The 25,388-nt window shown below is 73.6% G+C and carries 22 protein-coding genes and 1 riboswitch; of the genes, 14 read left to right on the forward strand and 8 right to left on the reverse strand.

The features are described 5' to 3' along the window. Positions 1-61 precede the first annotated feature (61 nt). Together ACZ38L_RS08920 and ACZ38L_RS08925 are read left to right on the forward strand one after the other, a co-directional pair. Positions 62-868, forward strand: coding sequence for a nucleotidyltransferase domain-containing protein (locus ACZ38L_RS08920; RefSeq protein ID WP_465690693.1), 807 nt, complete (start codon positions 62-64; stop codon positions 866-868). A gap of 326 nt (positions 869-1,194) precedes the next feature. Then, positions 1,195-1,668 carry an SSI family serine proteinase inhibitor gene (locus tag ACZ38L_RS08925; protein WP_465690695.1) on the forward strand — a complete coding sequence of 158 codons (474 nt, stop codon included), beginning with the start codon at positions 1,195-1,197 and terminating at the stop codon, positions 1,666-1,668. 92 nt (positions 1,669-1,760) lie between these two features. Here ACZ38L_RS08925 and ACZ38L_RS08930 read toward each other — a convergent pair whose 3' ends face one another. Next, positions 1,761-2,585, reverse strand: a complete 825-nt coding sequence (locus ACZ38L_RS08930; RefSeq protein WP_465690697.1) for a serine hydrolase domain-containing protein — start codon at positions 2,583-2,585, stop codon at positions 1,761-1,763. 38 nt (positions 2,586-2,623) lie between these two features. After that, a complete protein-coding gene (locus ACZ38L_RS08935) occupies positions 2,624-3,193 on the reverse strand; it encodes a CGNR zinc finger domain-containing protein (protein WP_465690699.1) in 570 nt (189 codons plus the stop codon). A 169-nt stretch (positions 3,194-3,362) separates the two neighbouring features. Between ACZ38L_RS08935 and ACZ38L_RS08940 the strand changes: the two genes are divergently transcribed. From ACZ38L_RS08940 to ACZ38L_RS08950, 3 genes are all read left to right on the forward strand, one after another. Beyond that, positions 3,363-3,809, forward strand: coding sequence for a VOC family protein (locus ACZ38L_RS08940; protein WP_465690701.1), 447 nt, complete (start codon positions 3,363-3,365; stop codon positions 3,807-3,809). Between the two features lie 20 nt (positions 3,810-3,829). Next, a complete protein-coding gene (locus ACZ38L_RS08945; RefSeq protein ID WP_465690703.1) occupies positions 3,830-4,726 on the forward strand; it encodes a pyridoxamine 5'-phosphate oxidase family protein in 897 nt (298 codons plus the stop codon). A gap of 140 nt (positions 4,727-4,866) precedes the next feature. Further along, the gene (locus ACZ38L_RS08950) at positions 4,867-5,298 is read left to right on the forward strand and encodes a hypothetical protein (RefSeq protein WP_465690705.1); all 432 of its coding nucleotides are present in this window, start codon (positions 4,867-4,869) and stop codon (positions 5,296-5,298) included. A gap of 280 nt (positions 5,299-5,578) precedes the next feature. Here the strand turns inward: ACZ38L_RS08950 and ACZ38L_RS08955 are convergent, their stop codons facing one another. From ACZ38L_RS08955 to ACZ38L_RS08970, 4 genes are all read right to left on the reverse strand, one after another. Then, positions 5,579-6,487 carry a hypothetical protein gene (locus tag ACZ38L_RS08955; RefSeq protein ID WP_465690707.1) on the reverse strand — a complete coding sequence of 303 codons (909 nt, stop codon included), beginning with the start codon at positions 6,485-6,487 and terminating at the stop codon, positions 5,579-5,581. Between the two features lie 161 nt (positions 6,488-6,648). Further along, positions 6,649-7,953, reverse strand: a complete 1,305-nt coding sequence (gene efeB, locus ACZ38L_RS08960; protein WP_465690709.1) for an iron uptake transporter deferrochelatase/peroxidase subunit — start codon at positions 7,951-7,953, stop codon at positions 6,649-6,651. Further along, complete coding sequence (locus ACZ38L_RS08965) at positions 7,950-9,164, reverse strand: EfeM/EfeO family lipoprotein (RefSeq protein WP_465690711.1); 1,215 nt, start codon at positions 9,162-9,164, stop codon at positions 7,950-7,952. The genes efeB and ACZ38L_RS08965 overlap by 4 nt, the downstream gene beginning before the upstream one ends. A gap of 82 nt (positions 9,165-9,246) precedes the next feature. After that, complete coding sequence (locus tag ACZ38L_RS08970; protein ID WP_465690712.1) at positions 9,247-10,083, reverse strand: alkaline phosphatase family protein; 837 nt, start codon at positions 10,081-10,083, stop codon at positions 9,247-9,249. A 383-nt stretch (positions 10,084-10,466) separates the two neighbouring features. Between ACZ38L_RS08970 and ACZ38L_RS08975 the strand changes: the two genes are divergently transcribed. From ACZ38L_RS08975 to ACZ38L_RS08985, 3 genes are all read left to right on the forward strand, one after another. Next, on the forward strand, positions 10,467-11,960 hold the full coding sequence (locus tag ACZ38L_RS08975; protein ID WP_465690713.1) for a carboxyl transferase domain-containing protein: 1,494 nt from the start codon (positions 10,467-10,469) through the stop codon (positions 11,958-11,960). A 166-nt stretch (positions 11,961-12,126) separates the two neighbouring features. Next, the gene (locus ACZ38L_RS08980) at positions 12,127-12,843 is read left to right on the forward strand and encodes an RDD family protein (RefSeq protein ID WP_465690714.1); all 717 of its coding nucleotides are present in this window, start codon (positions 12,127-12,129) and stop codon (positions 12,841-12,843) included. A gap of 3 nt (positions 12,844-12,846) precedes the next feature. Further along, complete coding sequence (locus ACZ38L_RS08985; RefSeq protein ID WP_465690716.1) at positions 12,847-13,788, forward strand: 1-phosphofructokinase family hexose kinase; 942 nt, start codon at positions 12,847-12,849, stop codon at positions 13,786-13,788. A 125-nt stretch (positions 13,789-13,913) separates the two neighbouring features. On the opposite strand, the gene ACZ38L_RS08990 is transcribed toward ACZ38L_RS08985, so the two are convergent. Then, a complete protein-coding gene (locus ACZ38L_RS08990; RefSeq protein WP_465690718.1) occupies positions 13,914-15,560 on the reverse strand; it encodes an NRAMP family divalent metal transporter in 1,647 nt (548 codons plus the stop codon). 318 nt (positions 15,561-15,878) lie between these two features. Next, positions 15,879-16,056, reverse strand: a riboswitch (M-box (ykoK) riboswitch). A gap of 151 nt (positions 16,057-16,207) precedes the next feature. Here ACZ38L_RS08990 and ACZ38L_RS08995 point away from each other — a divergent pair. The 6 genes from ACZ38L_RS08995 (at position 16,208) to ACZ38L_RS09020 (ending at position 22,785) form a co-directional block, all read left to right on the forward strand. Continuing rightward, a complete protein-coding gene (locus tag ACZ38L_RS08995) occupies positions 16,208-16,639 on the forward strand; it encodes a DNA-binding protein (protein ID WP_465690720.1) in 432 nt (143 codons plus the stop codon). Positions 16,640-16,762: 123 nt separating this feature from the next. Then, complete coding sequence (locus ACZ38L_RS09000; protein WP_465690722.1) at positions 16,763-17,203, forward strand: hypothetical protein; 441 nt, start codon at positions 16,763-16,765, stop codon at positions 17,201-17,203. Next, complete coding sequence (locus tag ACZ38L_RS09005) at positions 17,200-19,065, forward strand: GMC family oxidoreductase (RefSeq protein ID WP_465690724.1); 1,866 nt, start codon at positions 17,200-17,202, stop codon at positions 19,063-19,065. Before ACZ38L_RS09000 ends, ACZ38L_RS09005 begins: the two co-directional genes overlap by 4 nt. After that, positions 19,062-19,955: a hypothetical protein gene (locus ACZ38L_RS09010; RefSeq protein ID WP_465690726.1), complete on the forward strand. Its 894-nt coding sequence runs from the start codon at positions 19,062-19,064 to the stop codon at positions 19,953-19,955. The genes ACZ38L_RS09005 and ACZ38L_RS09010 overlap by 4 nt, the downstream gene beginning before the upstream one ends. A gap of 65 nt (positions 19,956-20,020) precedes the next feature. Further along, positions 20,021-21,280 (forward strand): phenylacetate--CoA ligase PaaK, encoded by a 1,260-nt coding sequence (paaK, locus tag ACZ38L_RS09015; protein ID WP_465690869.1) that lies wholly within the window; start codon positions 20,021-20,023, stop codon positions 21,278-21,280. Positions 21,281-21,324: 44 nt separating this feature from the next. Beyond that, positions 21,325-22,785 (forward strand): hypothetical protein, encoded by a 1,461-nt coding sequence (locus ACZ38L_RS09020; protein ID WP_465690728.1) that lies wholly within the window; start codon positions 21,325-21,327, stop codon positions 22,783-22,785. A 3-nt stretch (positions 22,786-22,788) separates the two neighbouring features. Here the strand turns inward: ACZ38L_RS09020 and ACZ38L_RS09025 are convergent, their stop codons facing one another. After that, positions 22,789-24,963, reverse strand: a complete 2,175-nt coding sequence (locus ACZ38L_RS09025) for an AMP-binding protein (protein ID WP_465690730.1) — start codon at positions 24,961-24,963, stop codon at positions 22,789-22,791. Positions 24,964-25,388: the final 425 nt, after the last annotated feature.

Below are 25,388 nucleotides of genomic sequence, written 5' to 3' on the forward strand. Positions count from 1 at the left end.
GGGCCCGGCGCACGCCGTAATCCGATCGACGGCCGCCGCCGCCCCCGGGCAGAGTGAACCCATGACCACTCGCGGACTGCGCCCCGACGGAACGATCGCCCGCGAGGGCTCCCTGAGCCGCGTCTCGCCCGAGTTCGCCCCCGTCGTGGTCGCCGCCCGCACCCGCATCGCGCAGACCTTCACCCCCGACCGCCTGCACAGCGCCTACCTCTACGGCAGCGTCCCGCGCGGCACCGCCCGCCCCGGCAGCTCCGACCTGGACCTGCTGCTGGCCCTGCAGCACCGGCCCACCGCCGCCGACCGGGCCGACGCCGACGCCCTGGAGAGCGCGCTCGACGCCGCGTTCCCGCAGATCGACGGCGCGGGCGTGCTGCTCTTCAGCACCGCCACCCTGCTGAGCGACCTCGAGCGGCACGACCTGGGCTGGTTCGTCAGCTGCCTCTGCACCCCGCTGCTCGGCCCCGACCTCGCCACCCGGCTCCCCCGCTACCGGCCCAGTCCCCTGCTGGCCCGGGAGACCAACGGCGACCTGGCGCTCTGCCTGCCCCGCTGGCAGGCCCGGCGGGCCGCGGCGAGCACGGACGCCGAGCTGCGCGCCCTGGCCCGTGGCGCCGCCCGCAAGCTCGTCCGCACCGGCTTCACCCTGGTGATGCCCCGCTGGGGCGGCTGGACCAGCGACCTCACCGAGTCCGCGGAGATCTTCGGTCGCTACCACCCCGACCGCGCCGCCCAGTTGCGCGCGGCGGCGACGGCCGCCCGCACCCCCACCGCCGACCCCGCCATCCTCGCCCTGCTCCTCGACGACCTCGCCCCCTGGCTGGCCGCCGAGTACACCGCCGTTCACGGCACCAAGGCGCCGCGTCCGTAGCCGGCCCCAGGATCCCGCCACGTCGCCCGCTCCCCTACGCCCCACGCTCTGACTCTCAGCTCCGAATCGGCCACCACGAGTGACCAAATCAGCCGTTCGGCGGTGGCCGAACCCCGCATACCCCACCCCGCCCCCGGTCGACGGCGATCCAGGGGCGGCCAACCAGTGGGACTCCCGCAGCCTCCCGGAGCGGATGTGGTGGCGACTTCCAGCCAATGCGACCTGGCCGGTCATGGCCACCTCCAGGCTGATCAATTATGAGCATGACAATTCCCTGTGGTGATACTGCCGAGCTCTGTCCGTTCAGTCGACCAAGGGAGTTCGACATGCGTACCAGGAACATCCTCGCCACCGCCCTCGCCGCGACCGCCGCACTGGCCCTGGGCACCGCGACCGCCGTCCCCGCGACCGCCGCGACCGCCGCGACCGCCGCCCAGGCCCCGGCGGTTCACGCCGCCGCGGCACCCGCGGCCGACACCCCCGCGCCCGACGCGCTGGTGCTCACCCTGACCGGTGACAGCTCGCAGAACGTCGCGCAGTGGGAGCGCACGGTGCTGCTCAGCTGCCAGCCGAGCGTCGGCGGCGACCACCCCGACGCGGCGGCCGCCTGCGCCGGACTGGCGGGCGTGCAGGGCGACTTCGCCGCCCTGCCGGTCGCTCACACGCTCTGTCCGGAGCTCTACCTGCCGGTCACGGCGGCCGCCGAGGGCTTCTGGAACGGCCAACCGGTCTCCTACCAGCAGACGTTCACCAACCAGTGCGACATGCTCCGGGCGACCGGCCAGGTCTTCGACTTCTGAGACCGTCCCAGGGTCCGTTGATTCCCCAAGGCCCGTGACCGGCTCCTCCGTTGAGCCGGCCACGGGCCACCACCGTTTTCCCGCGCCGGGCTTCAGACCGCCTCGCGCAACGCCCGCATCCCGTCCCGGTCGGTACGCCGGTGCGCACCGAGCCGGTGGAGCAGCACCCACCGGCCGTCGTCGGTCGCGGCGGCCAGCACGCTGGCGTCCCCGGTGGCACCGTTGTGCCAGGTGACCCGGCCGTTCCGCTGCCAACTCGGGGCCGGCGCACCCAGTTCGCGCTCCACCACCAGGCCGGTCAGCAGCGCGGCGGCGGCCCGCGGGGTGGCCCACAGGCCGCCCGCCGGCAGGATCGCGCCGTCCATGGTCCACGGCCGACGATCACGCCCCAGCAGCCCACGGCCGACCAGCCGCTCGGCCGGATCGGGCCGGGAGGTCACCTCGGTCACCCCCAGCGGCCCCAACACCTGCTCCCGCAGCAGCTCTTCGTACCCCTGCCCGGTGGCCGCGACCAGCACCGCGCCGAGCAGCGCGTACCCGAAGTTGGAGTACTCCGCCTCCCCGCCCGCCGGCCGCGCCAACAGCCGGTCCAGCCGCGGCAGTAGCGCGGCGAGCGCCTCGTCGGTGAACGACCGGTACGGGTCACGCAGCGAGATGCCGGGCGGCAGCCGGGGCAGCCCGGAGGTGTGCGTCATCAGCCGCCGCGGCGTGATTCCCGTCCCCGCCGGCACGGTCGGCAGCACCCGCTCCACGGGCTCGTCGGGGTCGAGCACCCCGGCCGCCGCCAACCGCGTCAGCACCGTCCCGGTCAGCGTCTTGGTGAGCGACCCGATCTCGACGTACCGGTCCACCGCGTGCCCGTGCTCGACCCGCGGCTCGGTGAAGCTCCCGAGCAGGCAACTGGCCACCCCACGCATGCGAAACCCGTCTCCCTTCACCACCCCCAGGACGCCCGCTACGCCGACTTGGTTCTGGCGTAGTGCCGGGAGGCCTTCGCGCGGTTTCCGCAGGAGGCCATCGAGCACCAGCGACGGGTGCCGTTCTTCGAGGTGTCGAGGAAGTGCAGCACGCAGTCGGGGTGGGCACAGCGCCGGATCCGGTTCGGGGCCTCGGCGAGCAGTCGCAGGTAGTCGTCGGCCGCGCGCCAGGCGGGCAGCCAGCCGGGCTGGTCGGTCTCGGTGTGCTCGGACGGACGGCCGTCGGGCCCCAGCACGCGCCGGATCCGGCCGTGCGCGAGCACTTCGTTGAGCGCGCCGGCCGCCCGCGGGCCACGGTCGCCCTCGACCAGCCTCCAGAGCGCGGCCCGGACGGCCAGCAGGGCGTCCCGGGTGACCGGGTCGACGGCGACCCGGGCGGCGTCCGCGCCGCCGGCCAGGCCGGTCAGCCGCAGCCACTGGGCCAGCCCGCCCGGGCTGTCGAGCAGGTCGCGCGGGTTGCCGCCGTTGTTCCAGCGGGTGTTGAGCAGGTCGAGGGCGAGCGGCTCGCCGACGAGCGGCCGCGGGTCCGCCGCTTCCTCCTGGGACATCGAACGTCCTCTCCTCGCCGCCTCGGCGGCCTCCGCGGCCAGGAGGCCGCCCTCTGATTCTAACCACCATGAAGCATGACATTGGTTGACTGCCCACTGACTAACTCCCATACTCGATAACAGAGGTTAGCCCGGACAGGCACCCGGACGCCCCGACCGGAGGTATTCGATGACATCCCCGCAAACCGGCCACCTCGGCCTCAACGTCACCGATGTCGACCGCTCAACCCGCTTCTACCAGCAGGTCTTCGGGTTCGAGTTGGTCTCCGAGGGCAGCGACGGCGACCAGCGCTGGGCCTACCTCGGCCGCGCCGGCACGCCGGTGCTCACCCTCTGGCAGCAGAGCAAGGGCGACTTCCCCACCGACGCGCCGGGCCTGCACCACCTCGCGTTCCGGGTCGACTCCGTCGAGGAGGTGCACGCGATCGAGTACGTGCTGCGCGGCCTGGCCGCCGACTTCCAGTACGAGGGCGTGGTGCCGCACCGCGAGGGGGCCGGCTCCGGCGGCGTCTTCTTCACCGACCCGGACGGCATCCGCCTGGAGGTCTACGCACCCGCCGGTGCCGACGGGCGTCCCGCCCCCAGCAGCACCGCTCCGACCTGCGGTTTCTTCTAGCCCATTCGATGGAGCCCGCCATGACCACCCCTTTCCACCCCGGCGAGCGCGCGGTGCAACGGCAGGCCGGCGTGCTCGACCGGGCCGACTCGGTGGGCCGGGTGATCGGCGGCCGGATCCCCGAGGTCGGCGCCCGGTTCCTGGCCGCCCAGCCGATGCTGGTGCTGGGTGCCAGCGCGCCGGACGCCGGGGCCCCGGTCTGGGCCACCCTGCTCACCGGCGAGCCCGGCTTCCTCCGCCCGGACGGGCCGCGGGAGCTGGTCGTCGCCGCCCGTCCCCGCCCGGACGACCCGCTGCACGCCGTCCTCGCCGCCCCGGCCGGAGTCGGTACGATCGCCCTCGACCCCGCCGGCCGGCGCCGGATGCGGATGAACGGGCGGGCCCGTCCGACCGCCACCGGCCTGCGCATCGAGCTCGACCAGGTCTACGCCAACTGCCCCAAGTACATCCAGCAGCGCAGCCACCACCCGGTACCGCCCGGCACCGCTCCAGCGGCCCGGGGTCGTGTGCTCTCCGACGCCCAGCGCGCGGCCGTCGAGAGGGCGGACACCTTCTTCGTCGCCACCACCGACGGCGCCGGCCACTTCGACGCCTCGCACCGCGGCGGCAACCCGGGCTTCGTCCGCGCCCCGGCACCCGACCGGCTGGTCTGGCCGGACTACGCCGGCAACTCGATGTTCAACACGCTCGGCAACCTCGCCGTGGACCCGCGCGCCGGCCTGCTCCTCGTCGACTGGTCCACCGGCACCACCCTGCAGCTCACCGGCACCGCCCGCACCGACTGGGACCCCGCCCACGCCGCCGCCCTCCCGGGTGCGCAGCGGCTCGTGGAGTTCACCGTCACCGGGGTGGTGGAGAGCCCGGGCGCGAGCCCGTTGCGCTGGAGCCAGCCGGACTACTCGCGCTTCAACCCATAGGTGGCGCCTGCCATTTGACTCCTCCTTGGGTCCGGGCGGAGCAGCGACATGCCCCGTTCGGGGGACGGTGCCGGGCGGCCCGGTCCGGCTGGGTCAGGCTGCGGCTGCCCCTCCTCCCCCACCGCGAAGGAACCCACCCCATGCGCAGCCGTACCGCCGCCACCGCCCTCGCCCTCACCGCCTTCCTCGGCCTGTCCGCCTTCGCCCCCGCGACCGCCGCCCACGGTACGGGCCCGCGACACGACGGCCCGGTGTCGCTCACCCAGTTCAGCGCCCGGGTACTGGACAACGACAGCGTGGAGATCAACGGGTCGGGCCACTGCTCCGAGGAGGGGCAGGACGTGCTGATCACCGTCAAGATGCGCCGCCCCGACCAGGACCAGGACGACTTCCCGGTCACCCACCAGACCCGCGCCCGCTGCGAGGACGACGGCTACCACTTCCGCACGGTGGAGCGGGCCGGCCTGGACCGCGACCACCTGCCGCGCCGCGGCGAGGAGATCCACTACCGGGTGACGGTCGACGCCGCCGGGCACGACCACGCCCAGCTGGAGGGCACCCTCCGGCTCTGACCTCGTCCACCGCCACGTGGCCCACCCACCCCACCGGGGGTGGGTGGGCCGGCCAACAGGCCCCGGACCGGCGAGCATCACGACATCGGCCGCTCAACCGCACCGAAGGCCAAAGGTCCCAACGAGGGGGGCATCTGACGCCCACTCCCCCTCGCCGCCGTCCCGCAGTGGCTGGATCGCACCGCGACACCCGGACCGGAGAGCACAGGACGGCTTTCCACAGGGCAAGTTGACGATGAGTCAGCAGCTCACCGGGCGATGGCGGGCTACCCGGCCGGTCTCACGGGACCTCTCCCGCCGTGGAGGGCTGGATGTCGGAGAGCGACGGCGACGGGGGCGCGGCGTCGAGGATCTCCCGACTGTGCGCCACCAGCCGGTTCCAGCTCTGCTCGGCCTTCTGGAAGTCGAGCTTCCGGGCCACCCCGGTGTCGCGGACGGCGGCGGCGAGGCCCATCTTGACCCGGCGGGCCTCGTCGGCCAGCAGGGACCAGGCGCCGTCGAGGTAGGAGATGCCGTTGTGGGCCTCGGCGAGCTGCTCGCCGACTCGACTGAGCTGTCCGTGGAAGTGCAGGACGGCGTCGTAGACGAGACCGTCCTCGTGCAGGACCCTTCCGGCGGCGGCGAGGTCGTTCTCGTCCGAGCAGGAGGCGTACTCGAGGCTGTCGAGCCGGGCCCGGTCGGCGTGCACCTGGGCGTCACGGCACCGAACGTCGTTCAGCAGATCGGCGGTTGCCGCCGTCAGTGCCCGGCCGACCCTCCGCAGCGCCATTCCGAAGGTGACCAGGGACAGGTGCAGGGTCGCGGCCTGTCCCTCCAGCCGGTCGACCCGCCGGGCCAACTCCGCGACCGCCGGCTCGATCTCCGACTTCGCCGCGCGGTCGTCACCCGGGCTGCCGGCGAGCCGACAGCCCGGGTCGATCAGGCTGCGCAGCTGGGTGCCGATCCCCCGGTCCTCGTTGACGACGGCCCGCGAGAGGGCCAGCACCGGCGGGTAGACGACGCCGAACCACTCCACGGCGACCGCCCGCACGTCGTCCAGCGCCTTGGTGGCCGCCGCCGGGTCGGTGTCCGCCGGCAGGTCGGTCGGCGTGGACTGCGTGCCGGCGGCCTTCGCGAAGTCCGCCGCACTCGCCAGGGCGGCAAGGTAGCGCTGCGCGGGCGTGCGGGGGTCCTGTTCCTGAGTGGGCATGCCCGGGCCACCTCCACGGCCGGGGCGCGGGGCGGCTCGCGGGCGGGCGGCGGCCACCCCGCGCTTGGGTTCGGGTTCGAAGCACAGTGTGACCCACCATCAGGTCATCTCGGCGGCAAGGCCGTTCACCGTGCGTGTCGAGCCAGGAGATGGCCGGGGGCTCAGGCGAGCAGGGCCGAGCCGAAGTGGTCGTTCGGCCCGGTGACGCCCGGGAGTGCGAAGAAGTAGCCGCCGCCGGTCGGGGAGATGTAGTCGACCAGCGGCTCGCCGGCCAGGCGCTGCTGGACGGTCTGGAACTGGCGGGCCACGTCCTGCTGGTAGCAGCAGAAGACCAGGCCCACGTCGAGGTTGCCGTCGAGGTCGAGGCCGCGTTCGTAGTTGTAGCCACGGCGGAGGATCTGCTGGTTCGTGGTGGCCGGGGTGCGCGGGTTGGCGAGCCGGATGTGCGCGGTCATCGGGGTCAACAGGCCCTGTGGGTCCGCGTGGTAGTCCGGCGGGTCGGACTCGCGGGTGCCGTCCAGGGGTGCGCCGGTGTCGCGACGGCGGCCGATCATGTTCTCCTGCTCGTGCAGCGAGACCCGGTCCCAGAACTCGACCAGCATCCGGATGATCCGCACCACCTGGTACGAACCGCCCTCCACCCAGGCGGGCTCGCCGGACGTTCCGCCGTGCGTCCACAGCACGGCGTCCGCCACCGTCTGGTCAGCGATGTCGGGATTGGCGGTGCCGTCCTTGAAGCCGAGTTGGTTGCGCGGCGTGCCGCTCGGCCGGGGCGCGGCGTGGAAGCCGTCCACCTTCCAACTCGCTTGCATGCCACCGCGGGTGTGCTTGGCGATGTCGCGCAGCGCGTGCATCACGGTGTCCCGCGAGTCGGCACAGATCTGGAGCATCAGGTCACCGTGCAGTTCGGTGGAGCCCACCAGGTTGTCGTCCGGGAAGGCCGGCATCGGGACCAGTTGGGCCGGCTTGCGCGCGGCCAGCCCGTAGCGACCGTCGAAGAGCGAGGCGCCGACGCCGACCGTGACGGTCAGCCCGTCGGCGGGCAGCACCGGGCCGAGCGTGGCACTGTCGGAGGGCGGGGAGGCGAGGTCGGTGGCGGGCACCGGGCCGCCGGCGGTCAGTGCGCGGATCCGGTCGGTCAGCGTCTGGAGGAGACTCACCAGCCCGGCCCGGTCGGGCGCGATCACGTTGAACGAGACGAACGACGCGGCAGCCTGCTGCGGGGTGGTGATGCCCGCCTGGTGCGGCCCGTGGAACGGGATCCGCCGGCCGGACGGCCCCGGACCGGGCTCGGCGGCCACCGCCACCGCCCCGGCCAGCGCGCCCGCACCGACGGCGGCCCCGACCGTGGCCCCCAGCGTGGCGCCGCGCAGGAAGGCCCGGCGGCGCAGCGACGGTTCGGCGTGACCGGCCTGACCGGCGGCCATCGGGCAGCCGTCAGGGGTGGGAGGCGTGCGGAGGCTCATGCGTGGTTCCTAGCTGCGAGCAGGTTGGGGATGGCGGCCAGCTCCTCCAGGAGGCTGCCGAGGTCCCCGTCGAGACGCTGGCGCTGGGCGGTGGTGAGCTGGGTCACCGGAGTCCACGCGCCGGAGGACGATCGACTCGATGCCACTTCGCCGGACAGGGCGGTCAGTTGGCGGCTCACCTGGTCGAGCAGCGCGGGGTCGCGCGGCTGGAGCACCGGGGTCAGCACGCTCAACACCTCCTGCGTTCCCTGGATGTTGGCGCCGAGGGTGGCCAGCGTGGTGCCGCTGCCGTAGTCGGCGATGCCGTTGAGCTGGAACTGCAGGGCGTTCTCCAGGATCTCGTGCGCGCGCAGCGAGAGGTCGCCGGGGTCGGTGTCCTCGCTCGGGAAGTCCTGCCGCAGGCCGCTGACGTCGGAGACCAACTGCTGGCTGAGCCGGCGCAGTCGGTCGACGCTCGCGCCGTGCCAGAGCCCCCGTTCCAGGGCGAAGAAGCCGGTCCACTGCGGGGTGTCGACGCCCTGCGGCAGCCCGTTCGCCATGCCGTTGATCGCGTCGTCGTAGTCGCCGAAGGAGTTGTAGGCGGCACCGAGGCGCTCGTAGTCCAGGTGCGCGGTGAGCCAGTCGGCCTTGGCGGCGGCCAGGTCGCCACGGGCGAGGTCGGCGTCCAGGCTCTGGGCGGCCGCGAGCAGGCCCGGCAACGCGGCCGTGACGTAGGCGCGGTAGGCGTTGACCGGTCCGGTCATCTCCAGGTCGGAGAGCGGTTTGTAGCCGGCCACGGCGCCGGCGGCGGTGCCGGTGACCGTCACCGTGCGCGAGGTGCGGACCGTCCCGTTCGAGAAGACGCAGCGGACCGCGTACTGGCCACCGGTGAGCGTGGTGGCCAGTGGGAGTGTCTTGTTCGGGCCGATCCAGGGGATCTCCGCGTAGGCCAGGCCGCCGTCGGGCGAGACCAGGTAGATGCTGGCGAAGACGTTGTCGCCGTTGGTGACGCCGAAGGAGAGCGGACCGGCGGGCAGGTGCGCGGGCGGGGTGCCGCAGCTGGCGGCGTCCACCCGCAGCGGGCCGCCGGGCAGGGCGGAACCGCTGCCGGCGCGCGCGGAACCGGTCAGCGCGGCCGCTCCGAGCAGGAGCAGTCCGACCAGCGCCGTACCGCGCCAACGTCTGGCGGGTGCGGCCGACTTGGGCAGCGAGGGTTGCACGGGATCCGGCATGTCGGCGGGACGCCCCCTTCGGTCATCGGGCCGGGGCCGTCCCCGGGCGAGGAGCGCCGGGGGACGGCATGCTGGCGGTGGATCAGCCGAAGATGTCGGTGATCGGGGTGGCGTTGGCACTCTCGCCGACCGGCGCCAGACCGTACATCTGCTCCAGCGTGGCGAGCAGGTTGTAGTGGTTGATCGTCTCGCTGTACTGGCCGGGCTGCACGTTGGCACCGACGATGATGGTGGGGATCTGGTTGTTCTCGGTGTAGTCGTCCTCGTCCCAGGTGACGATGAGCAGGCTGTTGTTCTGCTGCGCCCAGGTGGCGTACGAGGAGAGGTTGTTCTGCAGCCAGGTGTCACCCTGGTTGATGGTCCCGTTGTGCATGTCGTCGTCCAGGTTCGGGATCACGAACGACACGGTGGGCAGCTGGTTGTAGTCGGTGGGGAAGGAGCTGAACGGCTGCGAGTCGGAGCCCGGGATGTTGCTGAAGTTGATCCAGGGCGAGTGCTTGCGCGCGTACGACCCACTGGTGCAGGTGGTCGAGCCGGCCTTGGGCAGGTCCTCCGAGTAGCCCACGAACGTGTCGCCGGCGGCCAGCAGTTCGGAGCCGAGGTTGGCGGTGTTGCCCTCGTTGGTCGGACAGGCGTCGGAGCTGAGCCCGAAGGTGCTGCCGCCGAACAGTGCCATGTAGTTCGGCTCGCTGGGGTGCGTGACGGCGAACGACTGGGTCATCAGCGCGCCCTGCGAGGCGAGGGAGTTGATGTAGGGGGCGTCGCTGGTGTCACCGATGACGTCGTCGTAGGAGTGGTTCTCCTCCATCACGACCACGATGTGCGAGGGAGCGGACACGGTGCTCGACGCCGGTGGGGTGTCGGCGACGGCCGAGCCGTGCGGGTACAGGGCGAGGGACACCGCGGCGGCGGTGGTCATGGCGACGGCGGACAACCCGGCAAGGCGCGACCTCGAACGCATGGACACTGACACTCCAAGGGAAGGCGGCCGGCCTTCGGTAGCCGGCTCACGGCGGAGGTGCGGGGACCCGCCGTACCGGTCCCGTGGTGGGGGCCGCGGACCGGTTCGGGGGCGGGACCGGGCGATGCGCAGCCCGGCTTCGGTGCCGTCCAGAGCATTCCCGTCGGAGGTGCCCTTCAGTTGTCGGTGGACTGGCGAAACTGTGAATTCCACACGGCGATGATCAGGGATCCCGGCCGGTCCGGTCACCGTTTTGTGGACGCCTGTCCGGCTTCTGACGGTTGGTCGACTTCGGCCGGCCGGGGCTTGCCCGATCCGCTCCCGGTCCGGAGACTGACCCCGTGGACCAACCGATCACGCCGATCCCCGCCGCCCTGCGCCTCGCCGAGCAGCTGCTCGACCCGGGCACCTTCCGCAGCTGGGACACCCCGCCCGAGCACCCCGCCACCGGTCCCTACCCCGAGGCGCTGGCCCGCGCCCGGGCCCGCAGCGGCGCCGACGAGGCGGCGCTGACCGGTGAGGGACGGCTGGCCGGGCACCGGGTCGCCGTCCTGCTCAGCGAGTTCGGCTTCCTGGCCGGCTCGATCGGCACCGCCACCGCCGACCGGCTGCTGCGCGCGGTCGAGCGCGCCACCGCCGAGCGGCTCCCGCTGCTCGCCTTCCCCGCCTCGGGCGGCACCAGGATGCAGGAGGGCACCCCGGCCTTCGTCCGGATGGTCGCCATCGCCGGCGCCGTCACCGCGCACAAGGCCGCCGGGCTGCCCTACCTGGTCCACCACCGGCACCCGACCACCGGCGGGGTGCTCGCCTCCTGGGCCTCGCTCGGCCAGCTCACCACCGCCGAGCCCGGCGCGCTGGTCGGTTTCCTCGGCCCGCGGGTGTACGAGGCGCTGTACGGCGAGCCGTTCCCGGCGGGCGTGCAGCGCGCCGAGCACCTGCGGCGGCACGGGACGGTGGACGCCGTGCTGCCGCCGGACCGGCTGCGCCGCCGGCTCGCGGACACCCTGGACGTACTCGCCGCGCGCCCGGCCGTCACCGAGGCCACCGGCGACGCCGAGTCCCCCGTCGAGGCCGCCGGCAGCGCCGACGCGACCTGGCGCTCGGTGCTGCTCACCCGTGAGCCCGGCCGTCCCGGACTGGCCGAGCTGCTCCAGGAGGCCGACGCCCTGGTCCCGCTCGCCGGCACCGGCACCGGCGAGCGGGACGACGCGCTCCGGCTCACCCTCGCCCGGTTCGGCCGCACCGGCTGCGTGGTGATCGGTCACGACCGGGCCGCCGCCGCGCTGCACGGTCCGGTCGGTCCGGCCGGCCTGCGCACCGCCCGCCGCGGCATGCGGCTCGCCGCCGAACTGCGCCTGCCGCTGCTGACCGTGATCGACACTCACGGCGCGGAGCTGAGCGCGCGGGCCGAGGAGCGCGCGCTGGCGGGCGAGATCGCGCGCTGCATCGCCGAGTTGAGCACCCTGCCGGTCCCGGTGGTCAGCCTGCTGCTGGGCGAGGGCACCGGCGGCGCCGCGCTCGCGCTGCTGCCCGCCGACCGGACCGTCGCCGCCGAGCACGCCTGGCTCTCCCCGCTGCCACCCGAGGGCGCCTCGGTGATCCTGCACCGTAACCCGGACCACGCCGCCGAACTCGCCCACCAGCAGCGGATCGGCGCGGCCGCGCTGCTCGCCGACGGGGTGGTGGACCGGGTGCTCCCCGAGCCCGTTCCCGGCTCCGAGGATCCGGACGGCTTCGTCCGGCGCGTCGTCGGCCTACTGGAGAAGGAGCTGGCCCGGGCCGCCGCGCTGAGCCCGGACGCGCGGCTCGACCGGTTCCGGCGACTGGGCCACTGAAGCGGCCCGCCGCTGCGCCCCCGGCGGCCTGCGGAATACCGCACCAACTCCCTCGCGCCCACACACCGCCGCCACCTATGATCGCCCTTCAGGGCGTATCACGCCGCGCGGCGACCGATGCGCGGGGCGGGCGCGATCAGCCGCACACCGTGGGGATGGGCAACAGATGAGTTCCAACGTACCGCCGGGCTACGGGTATCCGGGCGACGGCTCCGGCCAGCAGCCCCCCTACCCGCCGCAGGGCAACCCGTACGGCCAGCCCTACCCGCCGCAGCCCGCGCAGGGCAATCCCTACGGCCAGCAGCCGCCGCAGCCGAACCCCTACGGCTACCCGCAGACCCCACCGCCGGCCGACCAGTACGGCTACCCGCAGACCCCGCCGCCCGCGCCCGGCTACGGCCAGCAGCCCCCCGGCGGCTACGGCCAGCCGCCGTACGGCGCACCGGCCGGGCCCGGCCTGCCCGGCACCCCGGTGCTGGCCAGCGCGGGCGACCGGCTGCTCGCCAGGCTGATCGACGTCGCGGTCCTGCTGATCCCGGTCATCGTGCTCTACGTGGTCGTCGCCTCGGTCAACACCTTCCTCTACTACGTGGTCATGGCGGCCCTGATCACCGCCTACGAGGGCGTGATGCTCTCCACGCAGAACGGCCAGACGGTCGGCAAGAAGGCGATGAAGCTCTACGTGGTGAACCTCGCCGACGGCAAACCGGCGGCCGGCGGTACCGCCTGGAGCCGGGCCGCGGCCTACGGGCTCCCGCAGCTGGTGCCCTGCCTGGGCACGCTGTACTCGCTGCTGGACGTGCTGTGGCAGCTGTGGGACAAGCCCAACCAGCAGTGCCTGCACGACAAGGCGGCGAAGACCGTGGTGATCAAGGCCAGCTGACCGGTGGAGCGAGCCGAGCAACCGACCGGGATCCTCACCGTCACGCTCAACGCCGCGCTCGACGTCACCTACCGGGTCCCGGCGCTGCGCCCGCACGGCAGCCACCGGGTCACCGAGGCCACCGCCCGGGCGGGCGGAAAGGGCGTCAACGTCGCCCGGGTGCTGGCCCGGATGGGGCGGACGACCCTGGTCACCGGGCTGGTCGGGGGCGCCGCGGGCGCGGCCGTACGAGCCGACCTGGCCGCCGCCGGACTGCCGGACGCGCTCCTGCCGATCGCCGGCGAGACCCGCCGGACCGTCGCGGTGGTCGATCGGCTGGCCGCGGACGCCACGATGTTCAACGAGCCCGGGCCAGCCGTCACGGCGGGCGAGTGGTCCTCGTTCACCGACCACTTCGGCGCGCTGCTGGAGCGCGCCGAAGTGGTCGTGCTCGCCGGGAGCCTGCCGCCCGGCCTTCCCGACGACGCCTACGCCACGCTGGTCCGGGCCGCCCGCGGGCGCGGGGTGCCGGTCCTGCTGGACACCTCCGCGCCCTGGCTGCTGCCGGCCCTGGCCGCCGGCCCCGACCTGGTCAAGCCGAACGCCGACGAGCTGCGGGAGGCCACCGGCCTGGCCGAGCCGCACCGGGCCGCCGCCGCCCTGCTGGACCGCGGCGCCGGCGCGGTGATCGCCTCGCTCGGCCCCGACGGCCTGCTCGCGACCACCCCGGACGGCAGCTGGCTGGCCACCCCGCCAGAACGGCTGGCCGGCAACCCCACCGGCGCGGGCGACTCCGCGGTGGCCGCGCTGACCACCGGTCTGCTCGACGCCCTTCCCTGGCCGGCCCGCCTCGCCCGGGCCGTCGCCCTCTCTGCCGCCACCGTCCTCGCTCCGACCGCGGGCGACTACGACCGGGCCGCGTACCACCACCTGCTGCCCCGGGTCACCGTCACCGCGCTCGGCTGAACGCCACCGGCCCGCGCGGCCGGACCGGCCTCGCCCGCCGGCGCACCCCCCGACCGGCCAGCAGCGACGCCGACGGCCCGCCGACCGCCCCTCACGGGGTGGCCGGCGGGCCGTCGGTGGGCTCGTCAGTGGCCGAGCGCGACCTCGACGATCTTGATGACCACCAGGATCATCGCGACCAGCAGGTAGCTGCGCAGCGCGGTCATGCCGATCTTGCGGGTGGTCGACATGGTCGGCTTGGTCAGCGTCTCCAGCGCCGGCATCCGCCACTCGTCACGGCCGGTCCGGTCGATCGGGTCCTCCTTGGTGGCGGTGCGGCGGCGGGTGAAGGAGTACCCGGCGGCCAGCACGCCGATCACGCCGCAGGCGGCCATGATCTGCAGGATCGCGTTGGCGGTGATGTTCGGGAAGAGCACCGAGGCGGTCAGGATGATCGACAGGGTGACCAGCACACCGATCACCGCGGAGGTGAAGGCGTTGGTCCGCGGGCCGTTGACCCAGGGGCCGAGGACGGCCTTGTCGTTGCAGAGCAGCAGCAGGAAGACGGTCGCGGACGGGAGCAGCACGCCGGCCAGCGTCTGCACGCCCTGGGTGAGCAGGCCCAGCGGCGAGCCCGGGATCAGCACGATGGTGGCGGCGACGGCGACCAGGCCGGCGTAGACGGCGTAGAAGCCCTTGGCGCCGCCGATGCCGCGGTGCAGCGAGTGCTTGATGCCGAAGACGTCACCGATCGCGTAGGCGGTGGAGAGCGAGACGGCGAAGGCGCCGATGATCGAGGCGTCCAGCAGGGCGATCGCGAACAGCACACCGGCCAGGTGACCGGAGGACTGGGCCAGGCCCTTGGCGATGCCGGCGGCGTCGGTGAAGTTGCCGAAGCCGTCGGTGCCGGCGAACGCGGCGGCGGAGAAGCCCATCAGCGCCGCACCACCGACGACCACCACGACGATGCCGATCCACAGGTCGGCCTTCTCGTACTTCATGAAGCGCGGGGTGATCCGCTTGTCGATGACGTACGACTGCTGGAAGAAGAGCTGCCACGGGGCGACGGTGGTGCCGACGATGCCGATGATCAGGAGCATCACGGTGGCGAGCTGGCCGCTGCCGCCGGGCATGTTCGGGACCACGAAGTCGTGGGCCATCTGCGAGGTCTTCGGGTGGATCATGAAGTAGATCGGGATCAGCAGCAGCGAGCCGGCGCACAGCGCGATGGCGATCCGCTCGAACCGGCGGAACGAGCCGGTGAAGGCCGAGGCCACGATGATGGCGGCGGCCAGCACGACCGAGGCGACCTTCGGCAGACCGAGGTAGTCGGAGGCCAGCGTGATCCCGATGAACTCGGTGACCAGGGTGAGGGCGTTGAGCAGGAAGAGGTCGATGACCGAGAACGCGCCCCAGAACTTGCCGAAGCGCTCCAGGATCAGCCGGGCGTGCCCGACGCCGGTGACCGCGCCCAGCCGCAGCACCATCTCCTGGTTGACGTACAGCACCGGTATCAGCAGCAGCAGGGTCCACAGCAGGTGGGTGCCGTAGTTCTGGCCGGCCTGGCCGTAGGTGGCGAAGGCACCGGCGTCGTTGTCGCCGACCATGACGATCAGACCGGGGCCGACGATCGCCAGCAGGGTCTTGAGCTTGGCGGACAGGCCCTGGCGCGGGGCGTCGTCGTCCAGCCGGATGGTGCCGAGCGCACCCTTGATGTCGCCGATGTGGGCGTCGTCGAGGACGGCGCCGCGCGGCGCCGTGGCCTGGTCCGTGGTGGTGATGGTGTCGGTCATGACTGAGAGCCTCCCGAGCCCCCCGCGACAGGGGGAGGTTTGGAGGCACGCAGCAGCAATCCCCCCTGCGAGCGGGCAGCCTGAGGCACCGTCACGACACGCGGCCGTGCGGGGACTGAGGTGCGACTCGAGATTCGCGCAGGGAAGGTGGTTACCGCGTGCCGTGAGAAGAAGACGGTGACATGCGGATGCGGGGCCGTTTGTGGCCCGGACTACTACTGCTCGAATCCATGTCTCTCGCCTCCTTCCGGCCGGACGCACCTCGTGGTGCGTGTCATCGACGCGGCAAGGAGCGGACCAGCACACCGAAGCGGCGCCGGTTCACCCCAACTCGTCAGAGCTTTGGCACTTCACGGCGTGATCCGATCCCGTTGAATCGGAAGCCACTTGGGATCAACCCTTAGGTCGGGAAGATCTGTCCTGATCCGGAGCGTCTCTCGACGGGTGGGATCAGTGGCCTGTGTCCGTGAAGACGCCTCACCGAACGAGGTGCCTCCTGCAAAACCTCGACAAGCATAGACCCATGCTTGCGGCGCAAGGCAACCGATTACCAAAGCTTGACCTTCGGGCCGGCATGATCGGGAACTTAAACAGTTCGTTCAACATATTCCGTTGACAACGGAGTGCGCGAATCGCACTCTGAGGGCATGTCAGCAACCGATCCCACCAGCGGTCCCTTCACCGCCCCCGACCCCGGCCAGGTCCGCGCCCAGCGCGAGTACGCCGCGCTGTTCCGGCTCGCCGAGCGGCACGCGGCCACCGAGGAGCAGCGCCGCCGGCAGACCCACCCGACCACCCCCGGCCCGCACGAGGTGGTCCGGCTGGTCGCGCTCCTCATGGTCGGCTCGGCCCTGCTCGACGAGGGTGAGCCGGAGGTCGACCAGGCCGACGTCACGGCCGCGCTCACCCTGCTGCCGCTGGTCCGCGGCGAGCTGGACGAGCTGGAGACCGGCCTGCTCAAGATGGCCCGCGGGCGCGGCATGACCTGGCAGGAGATCGCCTTCGGCCTCGGCCTCGGCACCCCGCAGGCGGCGCGCCAGCGCTACGAGCGGCTGGCCGAACGCACCGGCCCCGAGTAGCCGGAGCCCGCGGGGGCGCGGCCACCGCCCGCTCGGTGCGACGCATGGGACGGCCGGGAGCGAGGAATGCTTCCCGCGGCACCGAGCGTGTCGTGACCACAGCAGTCAACCGAAGGGGTGGCCTTGAGACCGACCACGGAGAGGTTCCTCGCCGTCTCCGCGGAGCTGACCGGCTTCGCCACCGACGAACTCCGGGCGACCGGCCTGGCCGCCGGTCACCTCGCCACCCTGCGGCGGGAGGTCGGACCCGAGCACGCGGACCGGCTCACGGCGCTCCCCGCCGGGGTCGGCCACGCGCCCCAGCTGATCACCGACGAGCCGCTGCGCGAGGTCGCCCGCGCCCTCACCCACCTCTGGTACACCGGCAGTTGGCCCGGCCTGTCGGAGCCGGTGCGGACCGCGCTCGGGCGGGAGTCGGCGGCCGCGGCGCCGTACACGGTGAGCGCCGGCTCGTACGCCGGCGGGCTGCTCTGGCAGACCATCGGTGGTCACGCGCCCGGCACGCGCGCCCCCGGGTTCGGCAGCTGGACCGCTCCCCCGAGCCTCCCGGAGGCCCGCCGGTGACCCCGCACTCCCCCATGGACCAGTCCCGCTGGGACGCGATCGTGGTCGGCGCCGGCTTCGCCGGCTCGCTGATCGCCAAACGCCTGGGCGACCAGGGCTGGCGGGTCCTGGTCCTGGAGGCCGGCCCCGGCGACCGGCGGGAGGATCCGGCCCGGCTCCGGACTGCTGCCGCCGACACGTACCGGGCGGCCGACCGCAAGGTGATCACCTCGCCCTACCGGACCACCCCCGTCGCGCCCTCCCCCGACGGCGGCCTCCGGGACGACGGCTACCTGGTGCAGCAGGGCCCCGACCCGTACGTCAGCGGCTACCTGCGCGGCAACGGCGGCACCGGTCTGGCCTGGACCGGGCTGACCCCGCGGATGCACCCCGAGGACTTCCGGGTCTCCCGGCTCGGCCCCGGCCGTGACTGGCCGCTCGGCTACTCCGAGCTGGAGCCCCACTACCGGGCCGCCGAGGCCGAGTTGGGAGTGGCCGCGGATGTCGAGGAGCAGCGCGCGGCGCTCGGCCTGCCGTTCCCGGACGACTACGCGTTCCCGATGCGCGCCATCCCACGCGGCCACCTGGACCGGCTGGCCGCCACGGCCTGGGACGGCCGGACCGTGCACGAGCCGGGCGCCGCCGCGCCGACCGAGCTGCGGGTGGTCGGCACCCCGCACGCCCGCAACGGCGTCCCCGATCCGGCGCACCACGGCCCGGCCCGCGGACCCGGGGACGAGGTGGGCCAGCCGCGCTGCGTCGGCCACGCGAGCTGCGTGCCGGTCTGCCCGTCCGGCGCCAAGTACACGCCGCTGCGGACCCAGGGCCGGTGGGCGGAGTCGGTGACCCTGCTGACCCGGGCGGTGGTCGGCCGGGTGCTGGCCGCCGGCAACGGCCGGATCACCGGCGTGGAGTACCGCCGGTACGACGAACGCGGCACCCCGGAACCGGACACCCACCACGCCGACGCCGACCTGGTGGTGCTGGCCGCGCACGCGATCGAGAACGCCCGGCTGTTGCTCGCCTCCGACCTGGCCAACCGCAGCGACCAGGTCGGCCGGAACCTGATGGACCACCCGGTGCTGCTCACCTGGGGACTGCTGCCGCGGCCGGCCGGCCCGTACCGGGGGCCCGCGCTGACCGCCGGGGTGGAGGCGTTCCGGTTCGGTCCCGAGCGGGCCCGCCGGGCGCCGTTCCGGGTCGAGATCGGCAACTGGGGCTGGAGTTGGGCGGTCGGTCCGCCGGACCTGCGGGTGGCCGAGCTGCTGCGGTCCGGTGGACCGGACGGCCGGGGGCTGCTCGGTCCGGCGTTGCGGCGCGCGGTCGGTGACCGGGTGGGCCGTGAGTTCGCGCTCTCCTTCGAGTTGGAGCAGGAGGCCGATCCGGCCAACCGGGTCACCATCGACCCGCGCCACCGCGACCTGCTGGGCAACCCCCGCCCGGTGCTGGCGTACCGGCTCTCCGACCACGTCAAGCGCGGGATGGCCGCCGCGCGGGCGGTCTCCGGGCAGCTCTTCGCGCTGCTCGGCGTGCAGGACCGCACCCGCTACGCACCGGGCCCGGACTGGCCCGGCTGCTTCGAGTTCGAGGGGCGGCGGTACGGCTACCGGGCGGCCGGGCACGCGGGCGGCACCCATCTGATGGGCACCTCGCCCGGCAACTCGGTGGTCGACGCGTGGCAGCGCTGCTGGGACCACCCCAACCTGTACGCGGTGGGCTGCGGCAGCATGCCGTCGCTCGGCACCAGCAACCCCTCGCTGACCATGGCGGCGCTCGCGCTGCGCAGCGCCGAGCAGATCGACCGCGACCTGCTGGCCCGCCGCCGCCCGACCACCCTGCACCACCCCGTCGCCGTCCCCTTCCGAGGAGCAACCCCGCGATGACCGACTCCGCGATGACCGAGCGGCTCCCGTTGCCGCCGGTGGCCGAGCCGTACCACCTGCCGTTCCACTACGGTGCCCTGCACCAGCTCGGCGTGGACTACCTGGTGGACCCGGGGCCCGCCCGGGCGTTACTGGCGGATCGTCACCCGGAGCTGGTGCTGGCCGAGTTCGACGGATCGGCCTGCGTCTCGGTCAACTACCAGCTGTACTTCGCGCAGTACCCGAACGGCGCCGGGGTGACCCAGGAGATCGAGATCAACCTGATCGCCCATCCGGCCGCCTGCGCCGCCCTGGTGCCGGCGGTCGACTACCGCGAGTACGCCCGGGGTCACGACCAGACCAGGATGCTCGGCATCGCCCGGCTGCACGTGCTCTGCGACAACCCGCTGGCCATCGACGCCGGTTCGAAGCTCTACGCCGAGCCCAAGTACCCGGGCTGGTTCGAGGTCACCATGCCGTCGCCCAACAGCCCCGTGGTGGGCACCGGTTGGTCGATCAGCTGCCGGGCCGCCGAGTACGCGCCGGACGGCGGTCTGGCCCGCGGGGAGGTCGAGCTGTTCGCGCTGGAGGCCGAACTCGCCGCCCTGGTCGACGAACCGGTCAACAACGCGCCGGTCACCGGCTACGGCACCGACCCGAAGGGCCGCCTGCTGGCCGGCCCGATGAACGTCTACCATCCCTACCGCTACTGGGAGTTGGACGCGGGGCAGGCGGACCGGGTCCGACTCACCGTGACGGACGCGCCCGGCGAGGCGGGCCGGCCGGGACGCGACCTGGTCATGCTGGTCGGCGACGCGCCGGCGGTCGGGGTCTGGAGCCACCAGTCGCCACCGGTGGCGGCCCACAACCGGCCCTACTACCTGCCGTCGTCCGGCGGGCAGCGCCGGTGAGCGGCGGTCCGGCCCGCCGGCTGGGCGAGCCGCTCCCGTCCGAACTGCTGGACGCCGGCGAGCGGATGAGCCCGGACGAGCTCCGGGATCACCAACTCCGCCGACTGCGCGCCACCCTGGAGATCGCCTACCGTCACGTCGAGTTCTACCACCACTCGTTCGAGGCCGCCGGGGTCACCCCCGCCGACTGCCACAGCCTGGCCGACCTGGCCCGGTTCCCCTTCACCAGCAAGGCCGACCTGCGCACCAACTACCCCTTCGGGATGTTCGCGGTCCCGCTCGACCAGGTCCGCCGGTTGCACGCCTCCAGCGGCACCACCGGGCGGCCGACCGTGGTCGGCTACACCGAGCGCGACCTGTCCACCTGGGCCGACCTGGTGGCCCGCTCGATCCGGGCGGCCGGTGGGCGCCCCGGGCACAAGGTGCACATCGCCTACGGCTACGGCCTGTTCACCGGCGGCCTGGGCGCGCACTACGGCGCGGAACGACTCGGCTGCACGGTCGTCCCGGCCTCCGGCGGGATGACCGCCCGGCAGGTGCAGCTGATCCAGGACTTCCAGCCGGAGGTCATCATGGTCACCCCGTCCTACCTGCTCACTCTGCTCGACGAGTTCGAGCGGCAGGGCATCGACCCGCGCGACAGCTCGCTGCGGATCGGCATATTCGGCGCCGAGCCGTGGACCGAGGAGATGCGCCGCGAGCTGGAGGAGCGCTTCGACCTGCACGCGGTGGACATCTACGGGCTGTCCGAGGTGATGGGCCCCGGTGTGGCGCAGGAGTGCGTGGACACCAAGGACGGCCTGCACGTCTGGGAGGACCACTTCTGTCCGGAGATCGTCGACCCGCTCACCGACCGGGTCCTGCCGGACGGGGAGTCGGGCGAGCTGGTCCTCACCACGCTCACCAGGGAGGCGCTGCCAGTCATCCGCTACCGCACCCGCGACCTGACCCGGTTGCTGCCGGGCACCGCGCGACCCGCGTTCCGCCGGATCGAGAAGATCACCGGCCGCTGCGACGACCTGATCATCCTGCGCGGGGTCAACCTCTTCCCCAGCCAGATCGAGGAGATCGTGCTGCGTACCCCGGGCGTGACGGCGCACTTCCAGCTGGAGCTGACCCGGCGCGGCCGGCTGGACCACCTGACGGTGCGGGTCGAGGCCCGACCCGACGCGGGCCCGGAGCTGCGCGCGGCGGCCGGCGCGGCGATCGTCCGGGGCGTCAAGGACGGGGTCGGGGTCAGCGTCGAGGTGGTCGTGGTCGATCCGGAGGCGCTGGAGCGCTCGCTCGGGAAGCTGCGCCGGGTGGTGGACCGGCGCGAGCACTGAGCGTTCCGGGCCCGGGCATCGCACCCGGGCCGTAGGCTCGGCCCATGGACGCGGAGCCGACGAGGTGGGAGACGGCCTGGACGGGCGGGCGCCGGTGCGTGCACGTGGGCAACGTGGCCGACTTCAACGCGCAGTTCCTGGCACCCGAGCTGCTCGACAGGCCGCTCCCCGGCGCCGGGCCGGTCGCCCGGCCCGGCGGCGGCCCCGCCGATCGGCTGCGAGCCGCCGCGCTGCGCCGGTTCGGGCCGCCGGCGACCGCTCGACGGCCGGGCCCGGCGCTGGACTGGCCACGCGAGGGACACCACTACGCGGGCCTGGCGCCGTTCTACAGCCCGCACCCGGCCGCCGTGGTGCTGCCGCAACACCTGGACCGGGCCTGGCTCGACCTGCTGACCACGCGGCTGGAGTGGGACCGGGTCGGGCTGTTCAGTGGCATCGCCGAGGACGACTGGTTCTGGCCGGCGCTCCTCGCCCGTCCCCACCTGCTGGCCGAACTGCGCGGCCTCGGGCTGCCGTTGGTCGCCTGGGGTCGCTCGCCCGGGGACGGCGGGGACGCCCTGGTCCACGCGGCGGTCCGGCGGTTCGAGTCCAAGCGGGTCTCGCTGGCGCTGTTCGCCGAGGTGGCCCGGGCCGGTCATCCGGAGATCCGGGTTCGCCAGCAGCTGCGTCCGGACGGCCCGCGCGCGCTGGCGCGGGCGCTCGCCCGCCGGGCGGCCGCCGGCCAGACCTCGGTGCTCAAGGCGGAGTACGGCGTCGGCGGGCTCGGCACGGTCATCCTGACGCCGGATCAGATCGCTGCGGCGGGCGGCGCGCTGGGCGCGCTCGGGCGGGTGATGGACCAGGACCCGCTGATACGCGAGCACGGCATGTTGCTGGAGCCGTACGTGGAGGGGGCCGACCGACTGCGGGACGTCACCTTCGACGCCGTGGTGGCCACCGACGGCCGGGTGCACCCGGTCGGTGCCGGGGTGATGCACCTGGTCGGCACCGGCTACCAGGGCGCCACCGTCGGCCCCGGCCTGCTTCCACGCCAACTCACGCTGCGGGCAACCAGGTTCGGCGTGGACGTGGGCAAGGCACTCGCCGCGGCAGGCTACCGCGGCTGGTTCGACGTCGACTTCGTCCTCGACCGGCAGCACCGGCTCGCCCCGATGGAGGCCAACCTGCGACTGACCGGTCCGTCCGTCGGCTTCATGATCAAGGCACGGCTGGACCGGGTGCGCGGACCCGGCCACCTGGTCCGTACCCTGGACCATCTCCCGCTCGGCGCCCGGCTCTCCGAGCAGACCCTCTTCGACCACCTGACCGGGCTCGCCCGGCGCTGCGCGGGACACGACGTGTTGCTGCTGCCGACCATGCCCGGCACCGCCTTCGAGCCCTACCCCACGGTGGGGGTGGCACTGGTGGCCCGCTCGCTACCGGCGCTGGACACCGCCGAGGCACTGGTCCGCGCCGGCAACAGTGCACTGGGGCGCCTCTTCGCCGGTCTGTCGCAACCGAGTTGACGCTCAGCGCGGCCGCTCGTCGGGAGCCAGCAGGAAGGCGAGCAGCACCGCCGCCGCGAGCACCAGCGTCACGTTGAACAGGTAGACCAGGGCGGTCTCGGCCGCCCAGTCGTCGGCGCTGGTGGTGCGGTAGCAGTTGTCCTGCGGCCACCAGGCGATCAGCAGCCAGCTGAGCGCGAGGTGGGCGGCGGTGGTCCGGCCCGGTGAACGGCCCAGCCCGGCCAGTCGCGGGCGGCCCAGCAGCAGCACGGCCATGCCCAGCCCGAAGGCGAGGTACTCGGCCAGGTGGAGGCCGCGGTAGCCGGTCGCCCAGGGGTCGGGGACCCCGCCCAACGCGGTCGACCGGGACCACAGCACGCCGGTCAGGAGGAAGGCCGCCAGGGCGAACAGCCCGGCCGTCGCCGCCCAGGCCGGCCGGCCCGGCCCGGGCGGGGTGGTGGCCGACGGCGTGGACTTCGGCGCCACGGTCGTGACCGAGGCCTTCACCGACGCCGACCGGGCCTCCACCGGCGCCGACCGAGCCTTCACCGACGTCGACCGAGCCTTCACCGACGTTGTCCCCGCCTTGGCGGGCAGGGCGTTCGGGTACGCCTCCGGCACGGGCAGCGGCAGGCCCGCCCGGTCCACCTTGCCGGCTCTGGTCCGGGGCAGCGCCGGCAACGGCACCAGGACGTCCGGACCGCGCCCGGCCGGCAGCCGCTCCACCACGAAGGCCCGCAGCTCCGCGACGTCCAGGGGCACCGCCGGGTCGGCCGGGACCACGTAGCCCACCCGTGGCGACCGGCCCCCGCCGGCGGGCAGCTCCGCCGCCCAGCTCTCCGCCACCACCGGGCTGGACCGCAACACCCCGTCGAGCTCGGCCAGTTCGAAGGCGGTGGCGTGACCGGTGGCGGAGTCCACGCCGATCCGACCGAGGTACTCGAGCAGGCCGTGCGATCCCCGGCGGACCAGGTCGCCGGTCCGGTAGCACGGCCGGCGATCGGCGGCGGGGCCCGCGGCCGGGAACCGGGCCGCGGTGAGCTTCGGCTCGCCGAGGTAGCCACGACCCACCGTCGGTCCGGCCAGCCGGAGTTCACCCGGCTCACCCGCACCGACCGGCCGGCCGGCGTGATCGACGACGATCGACTCGGTGCCCGGGAACGGCCGACCGATCAGCGAGACCCGCTCGGGATGCTCCAACTCTCCTGGAAGGTCTTGGAGTTCGAAGTATAGGTTGTCGATGCCGGACTCTGCCGCGCCGTAGATGTTCAGCACCCGGACCGCCTCACCCAGGTACTCCTGAACCTCCGCCTGCCGGTCGAGATACCACTTCTCCGCTCCCACCAGCAGCAGCCGGACCGCGCCCAACCGCAGCCCGAGCCGGCTGATCTGACCGTAAAGCCGTTGGAACAGAAGGTTGTTGATGCCGATGACGGTGATCTCCTCGGCCAGGACGAGCCGGTGCAGCGCGGTCAGGTCGACCGAGCGGTCCAGCGTCGCGTTGGCCTCGGCCAGGACCAGGGTGCCGCCGGTGCCGAGGGCGCGCAGCCAGTCGGCGGTGAAGACGTCGAACTCGAAGGTGGTGGTCTGCAGATGGCGGTCGGCCGGCGTGAGCGGGTAGACCTGCTGCCAACCCCGTAGCGCGCTCAGCAGGTTGCGATGCTCCAGCAGCGCGCCCTTGGGCAGGCCGGTGGAGGCGGAAGTGAAGAAGACACAGGCCAGGTCCTCCTCTCCGGAGAGGGAGTCCGGCGGCGTGCCGGGCTGGTCGGCGATCGCCGCCGCGTCCAGGTCCAGGCAGAGCAGCCGGGCACCGGTGGCGTCGGCCAGCCGCACCCGGTGGGCCTGCTCGGTGAGCACGGCGACCGGCTCGGCGGTGGCGAGCACGTGGCGCAACAACCGGTCCGGCGAGGTGGGCTCCACCGGCACGAAGGCACAGTCGGCCTTCAGGACGGCGAGCAGCGCGACCAGCAGCTGCGTCGAGCGCCCGAGCGCCACCGCCACCAGATCGCCGCGGGCCACCCCGAGTTGCCGCAGGTACCGGGCCAACTGGTTGGCGCGCTCGTCGAGTTCGGCGTAGCCGAGTTGCCTGCCGGCACACCGGACGGCCGGCGCACCGGGGGCCCGGCGCGCCTGCTCCTCGACCAGCCGGTGGACGGTGCGGGCCGCGCCCGGGCCGTCCTGTACCGCTTCCTGTGGCATGCGCCCCGCCTCCCCTGCCCGGCGGCCACTGTTGGACCCAGTGTGCTCCGCCGAGTCCGCGGTGTCCCGGGAGTCCGGAAACCCCGCGCCCCGGGCGGCCACCCCGCAGGGCGGCCCGCCCGGCACAGCACGGCGGGGCCGGCACACCCCCGTGGGTGCCGGCCCCGCCGTCGCGGACTACCGCCGTCAGCTCTCGACGGCCGCCTCCGCCTTCGGGATCAGGGTGTAGGTCGGGTTGGCGATGGTGAGGAACCCGTCGGTGTTGCCCACCATGCCCTCGGCCCGCAGCCTCACCCCGGGCGCGATGCCCGGGACGGCGCGCCGGCCGTAGAAGACCAGGGTGATCCCGCCGGTCTCGTCGAAGACCTCGCACTCCAGCCGCGGCGCCCCGGAGACCGGAGTGACGTTGACCTTGCGCACCTGGC

Source organism: Kitasatospora sp. NPDC024654 (assembly GCF_055559155.1).

Bases quoted from the DNA above. Each gene is read 5' to 3' on its own strand.
- ACZ38L_RS08920 (WP_465690693.1), top strand. From the start codon at position 62: ATGACCACTCGCGGACTGCGCCCCGACGGAACGATCGCCCGCGAGGGC.
- ACZ38L_RS08925 (WP_465690695.1), top strand. From the start codon at position 1,195: ATGCGTACCAGGAACATCCTCGCCACCGCCCTCGCCGCGACCGCCGCA.
- ACZ38L_RS08930 (WP_465690697.1), bottom strand. From the start codon at position 2,585: ATGCGTGGGGTGGCCAGTTGCCTGCTCGGGAGCTTCACCGAGCCGCGG.
- ACZ38L_RS08935 (WP_465690699.1), bottom strand. From the start codon at position 3,193: ATGTCCCAGGAGGAAGCGGCGGACCCGCGGCCGCTCGTCGGCGAGCCG.
- ACZ38L_RS08940 (WP_465690701.1), top strand. From the start codon at position 3,363: ATGACATCCCCGCAAACCGGCCACCTCGGCCTCAACGTCACCGATGTC.
- ACZ38L_RS08945 (WP_465690703.1), top strand. From the start codon at position 3,830: ATGACCACCCCTTTCCACCCCGGCGAGCGCGCGGTGCAACGGCAGGCC.
- ACZ38L_RS08950 (WP_465690705.1), top strand. From the start codon at position 4,867: ATGCGCAGCCGTACCGCCGCCACCGCCCTCGCCCTCACCGCCTTCCTC.
- ACZ38L_RS08955 (WP_465690707.1), bottom strand. From the start codon at position 6,487: ATGCCCACTCAGGAACAGGACCCCCGCACGCCCGCGCAGCGCTACCTT.
- efeB (WP_465690709.1), bottom strand. From the start codon at position 7,953: ATGAGCCTCCGCACGCCTCCCACCCCTGACGGCTGCCCGATGGCCGCC.
- ACZ38L_RS08965 (WP_465690711.1), bottom strand. From the start codon at position 9,164: ATGCCGGATCCCGTGCAACCCTCGCTGCCCAAGTCGGCCGCACCCGCC.
- ACZ38L_RS08970 (WP_465690712.1), bottom strand. From the start codon at position 10,083: ATGACCACCGCCGCCGCGGTGTCCCTCGCCCTGTACCCGCACGGCTCG.
- ACZ38L_RS08980 (WP_465690714.1), top strand. From the start codon at position 12,127: ATGAGTTCCAACGTACCGCCGGGCTACGGGTATCCGGGCGACGGCTCC.
- ACZ38L_RS08990 (WP_465690718.1), bottom strand. From the start codon at position 15,560: ATGACCGACACCATCACCACCACGGACCAGGCCACGGCGCCGCGCGGC.
- ACZ38L_RS08995 (WP_465690720.1), top strand. From the start codon at position 16,208: ATGTCAGCAACCGATCCCACCAGCGGTCCCTTCACCGCCCCCGACCCC.
- ACZ38L_RS09010 (WP_465690726.1), top strand. From the start codon at position 19,062: ATGACCGACTCCGCGATGACCGAGCGGCTCCCGTTGCCGCCGGTGGCC.
- paaK (WP_465690869.1), top strand. From the start codon at position 20,021: ATGAGCCCGGACGAGCTCCGGGATCACCAACTCCGCCGACTGCGCGCC.
- ACZ38L_RS09020 (WP_465690728.1), top strand. From the start codon at position 21,325: ATGGACGCGGAGCCGACGAGGTGGGAGACGGCCTGGACGGGCGGGCGC.
- ACZ38L_RS09025 (WP_465690730.1), bottom strand. From the start codon at position 24,963: ATGCCACAGGAAGCGGTACAGGACGGCCCGGGCGCGGCCCGCACCGTC.